Raw genomic sequence first — 13819 nt, 5'->3', positions numbered from 1 at the left:
TCCCTTTTTTGGGCCTCGAAACCTCGCATCCGGACCAGTGTCCGGCTGTTGATGCTGGGATCGCTTCACAGCTTCAATCACGCGCCTCTCGATTGGCTGGAAGCCAAAGGCATGTGCCAAGTGGCTCAACATAGACTTGTTATGAGTCTTGATTGATGGCTCATCTGCGACAAACGGGCATCAAGAGGCCTCGGACAGGGCTGCTCAAGAATGTCGACCTATGGACTAGGCGGAGGCCTGACGCCCTCAATCAGTCGATCGAATCAGCGAGAGGATGCCTTGCCTAGCTCCAACGGATGGCTGGCAGGGGAACAGGAAACTGATATCTGCTTCATTAATCTCCCTTGGGACACATTTCTGGTCTAGAAAGCAGTCTCAATTAAGACAAGCTAACAATAAAAAAACCGGGCTCGAGGGCCCGGCTCTTTTGAAAGGTTCAACCTTGAATCAGGTGCACGTCTGCATGCCCTGAATCAAGAAGTCGAAATAAGGAGATGTCAGCTTCACCTGCTGTTCTGACAACAACGAGAGGGACGCTTCCTTCATGCACTTCATGGCTTCGACCATGCCGGGCATCGGAACACCCAGGCTGTTGTACATCTCGCGAGCACCCACCAGGCCGATCTCCTGGATCATTTCCGTGCTGCCGGCCAGAACTCCGTAGGTGATCAGACGGAGGTACCAGCTGTAGTCGCGAAGGCACTGGGCCCGCTGGCGCTGACCGTAGGCATTGCCGCCAGGGGCGACGTACTCAGGTTTGCGACCAAACAATTGCTTGGCGGATTCGTCGACGATCTTTTTTTCGTTCTCGGTCAGAACCTTGACCACAGAAACGCGCATGGCGCCTTGGTCGAGGAAATCCACCATGGTGCGGAGTTCTCCGCTGGTGGGATACCGCAGATCGTCATCGGCCTGGAGGATGAGATCCCGGACAACGCTCATGGAACTGGGCAGGCTTCGTGGAGTTTAGTGGTCTTGACCCGTTCACCTGACCCATCACCGTCCGGGTGTTACGCCATTGCAATGGCAGGGAATCGAGAGCATGACCAAAGTCGACAGCCCGAACAGCAGTGAACCGCGGCCCGGGCTCACAATCGAGCTCGAGGCTGTTGACCTGGATCGCGACGGCAAGGGTCTGGCCCGTTGGAACAACTGGGTAATCGTCGTTCCTGATCTCTTGCCGGGGGAGCGCGCCACTGTCCAGCTGCAGCAACGCCAGAAGTCGCGCTGGTTGAGCCGTCGGGTGGATCAGATCACGTTTTCCGCAGATCGGCGCCGCCCTCCCTGCATCCTTGCCGATGACTGCGGCGGTTGCACCTTGCAACGCCTGGATGACCCGGCCCAAACCCGTTGGAAAGCCCAGCAGATTCAACAGACCATGCAGCGCATCGGGGGGATTGACGTTGCCCCTGAGCCCACGCTTGTTGATCCGGAACGCTGCTTCGGTTACCGCAACAGAGCCTTGATCCCGCTGAAGCGAGACCAGAACGGACGTTTGAAAGCCGGCTACTTCCGACCGAAGACCCACAAGATCGTCAACCTGAACCACTGCCCGGTGCTCGATCCACGCCTGGAGGCGTTGGTGGAACCTCTCAAGCAGGACCTGGATGCAGGGGGGTGGCCGGCCGACCATGACCTGCTCGAAGCCCAGGGGCTGCGCCACCTCGGGCTTCGTCTGGCCAGTGCCACCGGAGACGTTTTGATCACGCTGATCAGCAGCCATGCTCAGCTTCGAGGCCTTGAGGCCCTCGCACAGAGCTGGGTGGAGCGTTGGCCCGCGGTGAAAGGGGTTTGCCTCAACCTTCAACCCAAGGCCAACAACCTGGTGCTCGGTCGCACCACCCATTGCCTCGCCGGTGTCCCCACCATTGAGGAACAGTTCTGCGGCATCAAGCTCGCCCTCAGCAGCACCACCTTTGTTCAGGTGAATACGCCGCAGGCGGAACGGATCGTTCAGCGCCTCACAGACTGGCTTTTGACTCAGTGCGTCGGCGCACGGGTGGTCGACGCGTATTGCGGCGTCGGAACCATTGCCCTGCCCCTGGCCAAGGCCGGTTTTGATGTTCAAGGTCTGGAACTCAACCCCGATTCGGTGGAGCAGGCCCGACTGAATGCCATGCACAACGGCCTTTCCTCCCGCTGTGCCTTTGATGCCGGCGATGTGGCCGATCTGCTCGCTGCTCAGCTGGACGACTGTCAGGCGCTGGTGTTGGATCCCCCGCGCCGGGGGCTCGATCGCCGCGTGGTGGACAGCATCCTTGAGCGGCCACCTGCCGTGCTGGCTTACCTCAGCTGTGACCCCGCCACGCAAGCACGGGATCTCAAAGCACTTCTCGCCCCATCAGGCCCCTACGCGCTGGAGATGCTCCAGCCCGTGGACTTCTTCCCCCAGACAACGCACCTCGAATCGTTGGCGCTGCTGAAACGGGTCAGCTCCTGAGCTCAGCCTGAAACTGCTTGCTCAAAGCGGCACGCACCTTGTCGTGAATAGGCTGAATTTTGTCGTCGGTGAGGGTTTCGTTCTTGCCGCGGTAGCGCAGACGGAATGCCTGGCTCACTTTGTTGTCGCCCAGCTGTTCCCCCTCAAAGCGATCCACAAGTTCCACCTGCTCCAGAAGGGGTTTGCCCGCCTTGCGGATGGCTTGGATCAGATCAGCAGCTGCACTGGATCGGTCGACGATGATGGCAAGATCCCGCTCGCTGAAGGGCACGGTTGGGTAGGGCTTGAAGGCCGGCGTCCATCGGTTGCTGCGGGTAGCGGCATCCAGCAGTCGCGCAAGGTCGAGTTCGAACAGATACGTGGCTTCTGGGAGATCCAGCTCCTCAGCCATGGCTGGATGAAGCTGACCGAAACAACCCAAGGGGCGTCCTTCCAACACCAGGGTGGCGGCACGACCCGGATGCAGTCGTGCGTCGTCCGTGAGGCGACGGTCAGACAGCTCCAGCTGCAAGGCCTCCATCACCCGGGTGAGAACGCCACGGGCCTGGAAATAGTCGGGCGCCTGCGGCTTGCCGCTGGTGGCCCAGGTGGAGAGTCGTCGATCTCCGCAGATCACGCCACCCAGAACGGCGGTCTGGCTGACGGCTTCCGGTGAACCGCTGTAGGTGTTGCCGATCTCGAAAACAGAGCAACCGCGCTGCGATGCCTTCAGATTGCGAACACAGATCTGCAGGTGCTCTTCCCAGAGGTTCGTGCGCAGATGGCTTGTGTCGGCCAACAACGGATTGCTGATGGCGATGCGCTGTTCCTGCTCCGAAGCCGGAACGAGGGACAGGGTGGTGACCTCCTGCAGCCCTGTGGAACAGAACAGCTGCCGCAGGCGCCGTTCCGCCTGCTGGCGCGGTGTGAGGGCACCGGGCTCCAGCGGATCCGGCAGGTGAGCCCCAAACCGATCGAAGCCCACAAGACGAGCCACCTCCTCGATCAGATCAACTTCACGCTGAAGGTCTTGCCGTCTCGAGGGCGGTGCAATCACCTGCCATCCCTGCTCATGGGCTGAGAGCTGGCAACCGAGGGCTGTCAGGCAGGTTTCGATGCTGGTGTCATCGAGATCCTCCGGGCCATCGGCAGCATCGAGGGGGCCAAGCAGTTGATGGAGGGCACTGCGCCTCAACAGCACCGGTTCCGCTTCTGCGGGACCGTTACCGCCCACCCAACGGCCGCTCTCAGAGCAGGAAAACTCCTGACTCAACAAGGCCGAGGCACGGGCCGAACAGGGCAGGGTCATTTCCACAGGCAACCCTTTTTCGAAACGGCTGCTGGCATCCGTACGCAAGCCCAGGGCCCGGGCGGACTGGCGAACCTGCGGCGGAGCAAACAGAGCGGATTCGAGCCAGATGTTCCGGGTACTGGCAGTCACCCCACTCTCGAGACTCCCCATCACACCTGCGACGGCGACAGGCCGGTCATGGCAGGTGACGACCTGAACACGGCTGTCGAGGTTTCGCTTCTGATCATCCAGACCCACGAAGATTTCCCCATCGCGAGCGGAACGGACCGCAAAACTCTTGGCGTCCACCGGTTGCCCGGTCAGTTGTTCCAGCGCATCGGCGTCAAAGGCGTGGAGGGGCTGCCCCTGCTCCAGCATCACCAGATTGGTGACGTCAACCACCGCATTGACGCTGTTCACGCCACCACGCTCAAGGCGCTGCTGCAACCAGGTGGGTGAGGGCTTGGAGCCGTCCACACCCTCGATCTTGGTGATCGAATAGAAGCACCCGTCCAGTTCTGTGGTGAGCGGCGTGGTGCTGGGATTCAGATCCAGCTCGGGCAGGCTCAAGCTGCCACCGGTCAGGGCCGCCACCTCGCGAGCGATACCCACCATCGAGAGGCCGTCGGGGCGATTGGCGGTGATGGCCAGCTCAAGAACGGTGTCGTCCAGTCCCAGCAGAGGGGCCACAGGCGACCCGTTGGCCGGTAGCGACTCCCCAAGCTCATCCAGGATGGCGATGCCGTCGGATTGCTCCGTCAGGCCCAGCTCCGTCAGGGAGCAGATCATTCCGTTGCTGGCCACACCCCGCAATTCACCGGCTTTGATCGTCAAGCCAACGGCGGGGAGGATGGCTCCGACCATGGCCACCGGAACATGGATCCCGGCACGCACATTGCTGGCACCACACACGATCTGGATGGGGTCCTGAGCTCCCACATCCACGCTGCAGACGCTGAGCTTGTCGGCGTTGGGATGTTTCTCCCGTTCCAGCACGTGGCCAACCACCACGCCCTGGGCCCTAGCGCTGAGGTCATCGACGTCGTCCACCTCAAAGCCCGCCATCGACAGGCGCTCGGAGAGATCGTCCACGGACTCATTCACCTGGACCAGCTGCTTCAGCCAGGAGATGGATACCCGCATCGGATCTAAGCCAGACAGCGCGCGATCTTAGGAAGTCCCCTCTGAGGGAGCTGCTCTGAACCTGTCGGGTCAGGGGGTAAGCTCGATGTTTGTCAATTCGCTTCGCACCTGCGGCGCAACGTCCTTTATGGCCAAGAACAAGGGCGTCCGGATCGTGATCACTCTCGAGTGCACCGAATGCCGGTCCAATCCCGCCAAGCGTTCACCCGGCGTGTCTCGTTACACGACGGAAAAGAACCGCCGGAACACCACCGAACGGCTGGAGATCAAAAAGTTCTGTCCCCACTGCAACAAGTCCACGCTCCACAAGGAGATCAAGTGACCTTGCAGGTCCGTCTTTCCTCCATCCGTTCCTGAGTCATGTCCAGCTCCTTCTTCAAGAAGCGTCTTTCGCCGATCAAGCCCGGTGATCCCATCGATTACAAGGATGTGGATCTTCTCAAGAAGTTCATCACCGAACGCGGCAAGATCCTTCCCCGTCGCCTCACTGGCCTTACCGCCAAGCAGCAGCGCGATCTCACCAACGCCGTCAAGCGTGCCCGCATCGTTGCCCTTCTGCCGTTCGTGAACCCCGAAGGTTGATCCTCGGGCGTTGAACAATTCAATCCAACCCGGAGACACCGTCGCAGTTGTTCTCAAGGGTTCCCCTCTTTTCGGCCGTCTTCTGTCCATCAAGGGCAGTAAGGCGGTTCTTTCTTTTGGTGGTCAACGTCGCGACCAGGGCCTGCCCCTACGCGATCTGATTGCCATCGATCCCGAGCATCTATTCGATGCCAGTGAACTGCCTGCCCCTGAGCAGGTGCAGGACAGCGCTCCATCAGCGCGGGCCGTCGTGGAGGCCTGGCAGCTGCTGGAAATGGATCAACCGGGGGGCATGGCTCGACTGAGCCTCTGCGAGCTGGGGGAGCTGGTATTGACCCCGCTCAACCTCGCTGGTCTGGCAGCGCTGTGGGCCTGGCTGCATGGGGACCAACAGTTGTTCCGCTGGCGTCGTGACCGTTTGATCCAGCCACTCTCCCGCGAAGAGAGGGCAAGCCTGCGGCGGCAACGCCGAGCTGAGCGGCAGGCGCAACAACATGAACAACGGCAGCTCGCGTTGCTGCGGGCAGAGCGAGCCCTCAGCGACGCTGAACGCCTGGAGCTGGACCCGGTTTGGGACGAGCGCTTCAGCTACTGGATTCAGTTGCTGAAAGACAATCCCGCTGCGGTTGGTACGGACCTGGATCTCCAGCAGTGGTCGGCAGCGTTGTCGATTGGATCAGATGCCGCTGATCTTCGGCAGTGGTTGATCGTGCGTGGGTTGCTCGATCCCAATGAGCCCATTGGCCTGAGGGGCAGCGTCTGGTCCCGCTGTTTTCCCTCTGATCTGGTGGAGGAAGCGAATCGTCTTGTTGCTCTTTCGAATGAAGAGCGACCTGGGGATGAGCAACGCATCGACCTCACTCACCTGGCCACCTACAGCCTGGACGATGCGGGCACTCGAGAAATTGATGACGCGCTCTCGCTGGAGCGTCGTGATGGCGTCGATTGGATCTGGATCCACATCGCTGATCCCAGCCGTCTGATCGACATTGACTCCCCCCTTGATCAGGAAGCCAGACGTCGAGCCACCAGTTTGTATCTGGCGGAGGGTGTGATGCCCATGCTGCCTCTGGAGCTGGCGGCCGGTCCCCTCAGTCTTCGGGCTGGACAGCGCTGTGCAGCCCTCAGTGTGGCCGTTCGCCTCGATGAGGATGGTGCTGTGGCGGAGCAACGGATTGCGCGCAGCTGGATCCGACCCCGCTATGGCCTCACCTACACCGATGGTGATGAGCTGATCGAGTTGGCACCCCCAGGGGATGAAGCCCTCTCGGATCTCTCGGGACTTCTGATGTTGCGCATGCGCTGGCGCCGTTCCAAAGGAGCCGTGATGTTTGACCGGCCTGAAGGACGCTTCCGCCGCAGCGATGGAGCCTTGACGCTGCAGGTGATTGACCCTTCACCCTCCCGCCTGATGGTGAGTGAAGCGATGCTGCTGATGGGAGCTGTTGTGGCCGGCTTTGGGCAAGAGCACAGCCTGCCGTTGCCCTTCCGCAGTCAGCCTGCGGCGGAGCTGCCCTCCAGCGATGAACTCGATCGAATCCCCGAGGGACCAGCCCGTGATGCGGCGATCAAGCGCTGCTTGAGCCGAGGCGTGCAGGGCACGCGAGCCATGCCCCATTTCAGCCTCGGGCTTGAGGCCTATGTGCAGGCAACCTCACCGATCCGACGCTACGCCGATCTCGTCGCCCACCGGCAGATCATTGCCCAGCTCTCGGCGCTTGCACCGATGGATGAAGAGCGTCTGCGTGAAGTGATCGATGACCTCGATGATCCATTGCGCCAATCCATTCAGATCAGCCGTGAGGATCAGCGCCACTGGCAGCAGGTGTGGTTCGCCGAGCATCAGAACACCGTTTGGTCGGCCGTGTTCCTGCGCTGGCTGCGCCCGCAGGATCGCTTGGCCCTGGTTCATGTGAGCGAGCTGGCCATGGATCTGGTCGGTTGTGTGTCTGCAGCAGACCCTGCTCCTGGTGATGCTCTTGAACTCAGGGTGGGGCGGGCTGACCCGGTACGCGGTGAGCTGCAGCTTCAGTTGGCTTGATCCAGAACCCCAGTGATCCGCACCCAGGGCCCCCAGGGATTCTTAATGCCGCGGAGGTTCAGGGTTCGGCCCGAATGATCCTCGTTGGATAGCCAGCGATGGATTGCCGGTTCCAGGGTGATCAGAGGCCAGATCCTCTCAGCGGTTTCCAAGTGGTAGCCCTCATGGAGGTTGCCGGTGAGCACGCCACTGAGGCCAACCTCATGGGGCTGATTTGGCGCCTGGTTCACGCCAGGGGGAAGCAGCATGCTGGCCCTTGGGCCTGAAAGGCGGCCCATGGCGTCCAGGTGTTCAGCCTGAGCCAAGCCCTGCTCCTGTGCCTTAACCCAGTGCGGATGCCAGAGCGGCCAGTCCCAGATCGGGAGAACTGCTGCAGGGGCCTGCGGCTCGTGGATCAGGGCTGACTGGATGGCCTCAACTTGCAGATCAGCAGGGTTACAGCCCTGACGAACCGCCATGGCCGCCGCCAGACCCGCCACCTGGCCCAGATTGAGGATCAAAGGCTGCAGGCGCGTGGCCCCATTGGCCATGTGGCTGACGCTGAAGCCTTTCTCGGCCATCACAAGGTTGGGGATTGAGTCTGTGATCAGGGCATCGAAGGGGATGCAGAAGGGCGTACCGCTCCAACGTCCTCCCCAACGAACACTTTTTGGCGCGAGAGGCCAGTCCTCGCCCGGGTAGTGATGGTCATTGGCATAGGTGCCCACAGCGATGCTGGTGCAGCGTCCCTGGGCATCGATGGGGAGCGGTCCCCGCAAGGCTTGTGTGGAGACCGGCAAGAGGTCGCGTTCCGTGACCGTTGTGCGACCCATCAGCCGCCGGCTTTCTCGCCAGTACGGCATCAACGCCAGGCTGGGATCGGCTCCCGGGAAGGCGTTACCGGCAGTGATCCAACCACCGCTGCAGTCCTCCAGGGCCGCCAGGAAATCCTTGCTGTGCCGTTGCATTTCCTGGGCCAGCTCCGCACGAACCTCCCCATCAGCACTGAGGGCTCGATCGAGGCTGTGGTGCCAGTCGTTGCCCGCCAGGGGCCAATTGAGCATGACCAGGCCGCTGGGCAGACGGCCATAGGTGATGGTTTTCTCGAGGCCGAAGCTGGCGGTGCTCCGATCGAACGGAATCCGCGGGATCGCTGCGGCATGGCGCGGAGCGAGTTCCCCATGCAATTGGCCTATCACCACCCAGGTGGGTGACTGAATCGGTTGCTCTTGAAAGAATGCGTCGCTCTCAAGCCGGGACTGCTCGGGAGCGCTGGGTTCATCCCAGATCTCCTTGGCTTCCCACCCCCAGCGGAAGGGGGCGGACGACAGGGCAAGCAGATCACCCAGATCGCTGCCATCCACAAACACGTCGGCAGAAAAGCTTTCGACGCCATTGGTGCTGTGGATCTCCACAGACTGGAGGCGACCCTCCTGGCCGTGAACCTGTTCCAGCCTGCAGTGATGACGCCACTCCAGCCTGGGCTCAGCCGCCACCCAGCGTTGCAGGATCCGTTCGGCTGTTTGCGGCCTGTATCCGAAACAACTCACCCAGTTGTGGTCGAGCCCACTCGGCTCCTCCAACTCCAACTGGCGCAGAAAGGCGCCCCAGATCCCGGTTTGCCAACAGGTCAGTTCATGGCCATCCGGGGCACAGACTCCTGCTGAACTCACCATGCCCCCCAGCCAGGGGCCAGGGGTGAACAGTGTCGTGTCTGCTCCTGATCTCGCGCTCTGCAGCGCAGCAGCGACGCCCCCGCAGCCACCACCCCAAACCACCACGTCGCGGTGCGTCATGAGGAGGGCTGTTTGGCGTGGAGCGAGATGGGCATGCTCGTTAGAGTCTGTCGTCGCTGCGGTGCAGCGGAGTTCGAACTTTTCTGATGCCTTACACCCTTACGACTCCGCTCTATTACGTCAACGATCGTCCCCATCTGGGCAGCACTTACACGACCCTGGCCTGTGATGCCTTGGCTCGCTTTGAGCGGCTGCAGCTGGAGAAGGTGACCTTCGTGACCGGTGTTGATGAGCACGGCCAGAAGATTCAGCGCACGGCAGAACGTCAGCAGCTGAGCCCCCAGGACCACTGCGACAAGGTCAGCAGCCGGTACCGCGATCTCTGGAATCAGTGGGGGATTTCTGACGATCGCTTTGTGCGCACCACCAACCCGCGCCACTTGGAATTGGTGGAACAGTTCTACGAACGGGTCAAGGCATCCGGAGACATCGTTGTCGGCAAGCAGACCGGCTGGTACTGCGTCGATTGCGAGGAATACAAGGATGATCCGGCCGAAGCGGAGTCGCCCTCCTGTTCGATCCACCGCAAGCCTCTCGAGTGGCGTGATGAGGAGAACCTGTTCTTTCGGCTCTCCCGCTATCAATCCGCCATTGAGGAGTTGGTGGCGCGCGATGACTTCATCGCCCCTGCCAGCCGACGACAGGAAGTGCGCAACTTCGTCGCTCAAGGTCTGCGCGACTTCTCCATTTCGCGGGTGAATGTGTCCTGGGGACTTCCGGTCCCCGACCATCCAGGCCACACCTTCTACGTCTGGTTCGATGCCCTGCTGGGTTATCTCACAGCGCTTCTTGATGATGGAGAAGCGGTATCGCTCGATCGGCTCGGCTCCTGCGGTTGGCCCGCCTCCGTGCACGTGATCGGCAAGGACATCCTTCGCTTCCACGCTGTGTTCTGGCCTGCCATGTGCATGTCTGCAGGACTGCCGGTGCCCCAAAAGGTGTTCGGCCATGGCTTCCTCACCCGTGAGGGCCAGAAGATGGGCAAATCCCTCGGCAATGTGCTGGACCCCGAACTGTTGCTTGAGCGATGCGGCAGTGATGCCGTTCGTTGGTACCTCCTGCGCGACATCCAATTCGGAGACGACGGCGATTTCCAACAGCAACGCTTTGTTGATCTGGTCAACAACGATCTGGCCAACACCATCGGCAACCTGCTGAATCGCACCTCGTCGATGGCGCGCAAATGGTTCGATGACGGCGTTCCCCCGGCAGGAGCAGCCTCAAGTGCTGACCATCCCCTGGCCCTCAAGGCTGCGGAAACCGTCAGCACGGTGATGGAGGCGATGCCGCAGCTCGCGTTCAAGACCGCGTCCGAGTCGATCCTTCAGTTGGCGATTGCTGCGAACGGTCATCTCAATGACACGGCTCCCTGGAGTCGCATGAAGGAGCCCGGTCAAGAGCAGAGCGTGGCCGAGGATTTGTTTGCTGTGCTGGAAACCACCCGCATCGTTGGACTCCTGCTTGCCCCGCTCTTGCCCGACCTCAGCGAGCGGATCCTGTCTCAACTTGGGGAACGCTTGGATCCAGACAACTGGTCGAAACAGCTGAATTGGGGCAGGCTGTGCAGCGGTTCCGCGCTGCCGAAGCCAACACCGGTGATGCAGCGGTTGGAACTGGATGAACCGCTCTGAACAAAGCATGCTGGGTCGCTTGTCACGTTGTGGTCTGGCAGCAGCCCTTGTGGCGAGTGCATGGCTCACCGGTTGCACAACGCGGCGACAGATTGCGCTTGAACCCACGCCGTCCTTTGTCTTCCGGTCGCTGGATTTGAGCCAGCGGGCCGACGATGGCAACCGTGGCTGGGATCTCACCAGCCCCGAGGCGCGTTACGACCTGAGCAGTCGAACCATCCGTGCACGACGTCCCGAGGGCGTTCTCTATCGGAATGATCAACCGCACTACAGGATCACCGCCGATCTCGCCACGGTGTTGCGGGATGGAGAGCTCGTCGTTCTTGAAGGATCGGTGCAGCTGCGGCAGTTGAACCAACGGGGGCTGACGATTGAGGGAGACAATCTGATTTGGACGCCATCGCAGTCGCGAATGGTGATCAATCAACGGCCCAGGGCCAATGATGGCCAGACGCAAATTCGCTCACGCGAGCTGGTGTTCCAGCAGGACACCGAGGTGCTGGAGTTCAAGGGCCCAACCCAGCTGAGCCGTGTTGATGGCACCAATGCTGCTTCCACAGTGGTGCGGGGTGGACGTGGAACCTGGAATCTGAAGAGTGGTTTGTTTCAGGCGCCTGGTCCTGTGCAGGCCATCCGCAGCGATGGCCGCACGCTCAGTGCTTCAGGGCTGGATGGCAACACCCGACAGGGTTACCTCGACCTACAACAACCGGTCACGCTGGTGCTGGAAAGCGACCGCGGTCGGATCACTGCCGGCCGGACGCGTTGGCTGTTTTCGGCGGAGCAACTTGAATCCGATCAACCCATTCAGGCTGAGTTGAAAAACAGCAAGGTGCAGGGGAGGGGGTTCAAGCTTGATCAGCGCACTGGCACCGTGATCATTTCCAACTCATGTCGCGTTGAGCAGACGTTGGAAACATTGACGGCCCAACGCTGCGCTTGGAACTGGCGGAGTGAGCGGGTTGTCGCTGATGGCGATGTGGTTCTGCAGCGGACCGAACCGGAGCAGATCACGCGGGCTTCGCGCATGGAAGCCAAGATTTCGGACGATGGTGTGATCCGCTTCGGCCAAGCCGGAGCGAGGGTTGAATCGACGATCAAGCTGAGTCCGGCTGCACAGGAGAAGCCTCGCCGGCCGCAAGTGTCGTTCTGAGCCGCTGGGTCCAGCCCTCGATCCATCGTTCATCGGAGCGGGTGAAACAACGGGGCGACCATCCCCCCACGATCACGGCCCCCTCCTTCCCCATCGGGCAAACAACGATGGCGGGAAGTGACGGCAGCATCGCGTCGAATTCCGCTCGGCCCGGAAAGAGCGTTGTGTTGACCAAGGAAATGGTTTGCTCACGCACCATGGCCCGTTGGGTGATCGCTCCTGGCTTGAAAGCCTCCTGACTGATCAGGCCCCGACGCAGCACGACCTGATGGCGCCAGAACACGAGCACGGATGCCGCTGGCGTTGCCGTCAACAGCATGTGGCTGCCCCAGGCCAGCTCCTGTTGTTGGTTTTCGCTGAACTGATCCGCCATCAAAAGTCCCTGTTCCCCCTGCAACGGAACTTTCTCTGCTGACTTGGGGTTCGCCCGTGTCCACAGCACAGCCACCAGCATCAGGCCCACCGCTGCCATCCCCGCCAGAACTTCGGCCCGTTGAAATTCCGGTGTCACGGTCTGGGCTACCCCTGCATTGGTCACAGTCAGACCCAGCAACAGAAGCGCACAGATCAGAACAGCTCGGGCGGGACCTGGCATCAACAGAGGGTGCTGTCAGAACGCAATCATCCTGCTCAAATACGGACATGTGCGTCTCTGCCATGACGACTCCCGAGGCTTTTGCTGCTGTTGCCCTTGCCGCTGTTGCCTGTGATGGAAGGCTGGGGCGGGATGAGGCCCATGCCCTGCGCCGTCAGCTGGAGAACCGATCCCTCTACAGCGACAGCTCTGAAGCGGCCATGGGTGAATTGTTTGACCGCCTGCTGTTGCTGTTGCGAGAGCGGGGCGTTCAGGGCTTGATCACGTCCGCCTTGCCTCAGCTCAATCGAATTCAGCAGCAGTCCGCCCTGGCTGTGGCAGCGCATCTGGTGCATGCCGACCGCAAGATCACAGCGGAGGAAACCGATCTCCTCGACCAGCTCACCCGTCAGATGACTCTGCCCGACAACGAAGCCCGCATGGTTGTTGAGGCAATTGCAGCCTTGAACCGCGACATGCTGGACAGCTAACGGCAGACTGAGGCAGTGATGACGCTTGAAGGGATGCCCCGTTCCGCCCGACGCCTGTTGGCCAGCCTGCTCAGTTTCGGGGTCTGTCTTCTCCTCTGGGCACCAGCCAGTCTGGCGATCTCACCTGCTGCCCTGGGTGAAAGCCTGCCGGATGCGTTGGTGATCGACGATGCCGACGTGTTCAGCCGCGCCAGCCGTGGTGAATTGGAAACGAAATTACGCAGCTTTGAAGATCAACGGGTCGATGCCCGCCTGATCACGCTGCGGCGTTTGGATTACGGCATCACCTTGAACAGCTTCGGTGAGGAACTCCTCGAGACGTGGAGCTCACCCAGCGGCAATCCCTTGCTGCTGATGTTGATCGAAGCCTCGAACAAGCGTTCTGCTGTGGTGGCCAATCAGGAGCTTGAGGCACAGCTTCCTCCCAGCCTGCTGAAGAGCACCGCCCGTACAACGATGACTGTGCCCCTGCGAGAGGGCGATCGTTATCGCCAGGCATCCGTTGATGGACTCACCCGACTTTCAACCGTTCTCTCGGGTGGCGAGGATCCCGGCCCGCCGAAGGAGATCGAACGGGTCACCCTGCCCACCAACATTCCCACCAAGGCGGAAACCGCCGAAAGCGATGCCACCAAGTGGGTGATCATCCTGTTGGTGCTTGGAACCATCATTCCGATGGCCACCTGGTGGGTGTTCTCGCGCTGATGACCCCACTGCGA

12 protein-coding genes are annotated in these 13819 nt (G+C 61.1%); 8 read left to right on the top strand and 4 right to left on the bottom strand.

Annotated features, from left to right (window positions below; translation table 11 throughout):
- Window positions 1-447: 447 nt before the first annotated feature.
- Window positions 448-942, bottom strand: coding sequence for an allophycocyanin subunit alpha-B (locus SynRS9907_RS06960; protein ID WP_188020475.1), 495 nt, complete (start codon window positions 940-942; stop codon window positions 448-450).
- 100 nt (window positions 943-1042) lie between these two features.
- Here SynRS9907_RS06960 and rlmD point away from each other — a divergent pair, with 100 nt between their 5' ends.
- Complete coding sequence (gene rlmD / locus SynRS9907_RS06955; protein WP_188020474.1) at window positions 1043-2440, top strand: 23S rRNA (uracil(1939)-C(5))-methyltransferase RlmD; 1398 nt, start codon at window positions 1043-1045, stop codon at window positions 2438-2440.
- On the opposite strand, the gene pheT is transcribed toward rlmD, so the two are convergent.
- Entirely contained in the window at window positions 2430-4853 is a 2424-nt protein-coding gene (gene pheT / locus SynRS9907_RS06950) for a phenylalanine--tRNA ligase subunit beta (protein ID WP_188022289.1), read from the bottom strand. The genes rlmD and pheT overlap by 11 nt on opposite strands.
- Before the next feature lie 127 nt (window positions 4854-4980).
- Between pheT and rpmG the strand changes: the two genes are divergently transcribed.
- Genes rpmG through SynRS9907_RS06935 form a run of 3 tightly spaced genes read left to right on the top strand, consistent with a single transcriptional unit; the run spans window position 4981 to window position 7476 of the window.
- Window positions 4981-5175 (top strand): 50S ribosomal protein L33, encoded by a 195-nt coding sequence (rpmG, locus tag SynRS9907_RS06945; RefSeq protein ID WP_006851071.1) that lies wholly within the window; start codon window positions 4981-4983, stop codon window positions 5173-5175.
- A 38-nt stretch (window positions 5176-5213) separates the two neighbouring features.
- Entirely contained in the window at window positions 5214-5435 is a 222-nt protein-coding gene (gene rpsR / locus SynRS9907_RS06940; RefSeq protein ID WP_006041316.1) for a 30S ribosomal protein S18, read from the top strand.
- Window positions 5436-5445: 10 nt separating this feature from the next.
- Complete coding sequence (locus SynRS9907_RS06935) at window positions 5446-7476, top strand: ribonuclease catalytic domain-containing protein (RefSeq protein ID WP_188022288.1); 2031 nt, start codon at window positions 5446-5448, stop codon at window positions 7474-7476.
- On the opposite strand, the gene SynRS9907_RS06930 is transcribed toward SynRS9907_RS06935, so the two are convergent.
- Window positions 7464-9251 carry an FAD-dependent oxidoreductase gene (locus tag SynRS9907_RS06930; protein ID WP_188022287.1) on the bottom strand — a complete coding sequence of 596 codons (1788 nt, stop codon included), beginning with the start codon at window positions 9249-9251 and terminating at the stop codon, window positions 7464-7466. The two genes, SynRS9907_RS06935 and SynRS9907_RS06930, sit on opposite strands and share 13 nt — an antisense overlap.
- Before the next feature lie 86 nt (window positions 9252-9337).
- Here SynRS9907_RS06930 and metG point away from each other — a divergent pair, with 86 nt between their 5' ends.
- Together metG and lptC are read left to right on the top strand one after the other, a co-directional pair.
- Entirely contained in the window at window positions 9338-10882 is a 1545-nt protein-coding gene (gene metG / locus SynRS9907_RS06925; RefSeq protein ID WP_188022286.1) for a methionine--tRNA ligase, read from the top strand.
- Window positions 10869-12035, top strand: a complete 1167-nt coding sequence (lptC, locus tag SynRS9907_RS06920) for an LPS export ABC transporter periplasmic protein LptC (RefSeq protein ID WP_188022285.1) — start codon at window positions 10869-10871, stop codon at window positions 12033-12035. Before metG ends, lptC begins: the two co-directional genes overlap by 14 nt.
- Here the strand turns inward: lptC and SynRS9907_RS06915 are convergent.
- Window positions 11980-12630 (bottom strand): cofactor assembly of complex C subunit B, encoded by a 651-nt coding sequence (locus SynRS9907_RS06915; protein WP_188022284.1) that lies wholly within the window; start codon window positions 12628-12630, stop codon window positions 11980-11982. The genes lptC and SynRS9907_RS06915 overlap by 56 nt on opposite strands.
- A 62-nt stretch (window positions 12631-12692) precedes the next feature.
- Between SynRS9907_RS06915 and SynRS9907_RS06910 the strand changes: the two genes are divergently transcribed.
- Together SynRS9907_RS06910 and psb32 are read left to right on the top strand one after the other, a co-directional pair.
- Window positions 12693-13100, top strand: coding sequence for a hypothetical protein (locus SynRS9907_RS06910; protein ID WP_188022384.1), 408 nt, complete (start codon window positions 12693-12695; stop codon window positions 13098-13100).
- 33 nt (window positions 13101-13133) lie between these two features.
- A complete protein-coding gene (gene psb32 / locus SynRS9907_RS06905; RefSeq protein WP_188022283.1) occupies window positions 13134-13805 on the top strand; it encodes a photosystem II repair protein Psb32 in 672 nt (223 codons plus the stop codon).
- Window positions 13806-13819: the final 14 nt, after the last annotated feature.

Origin of the sequence: Synechococcus sp. RS9907 (genome assembly GCF_014279615.1) — a bacterium.
Taxonomy (GTDB): Bacteria; Cyanobacteriota; Cyanobacteriia; order PCC-6307; family Cyanobiaceae; genus Parasynechococcus.
The sequence above is the reverse complement of the archived record's forward strand: the minus strand, read 5'-3'. Positions and strand labels throughout refer to the sequence as shown.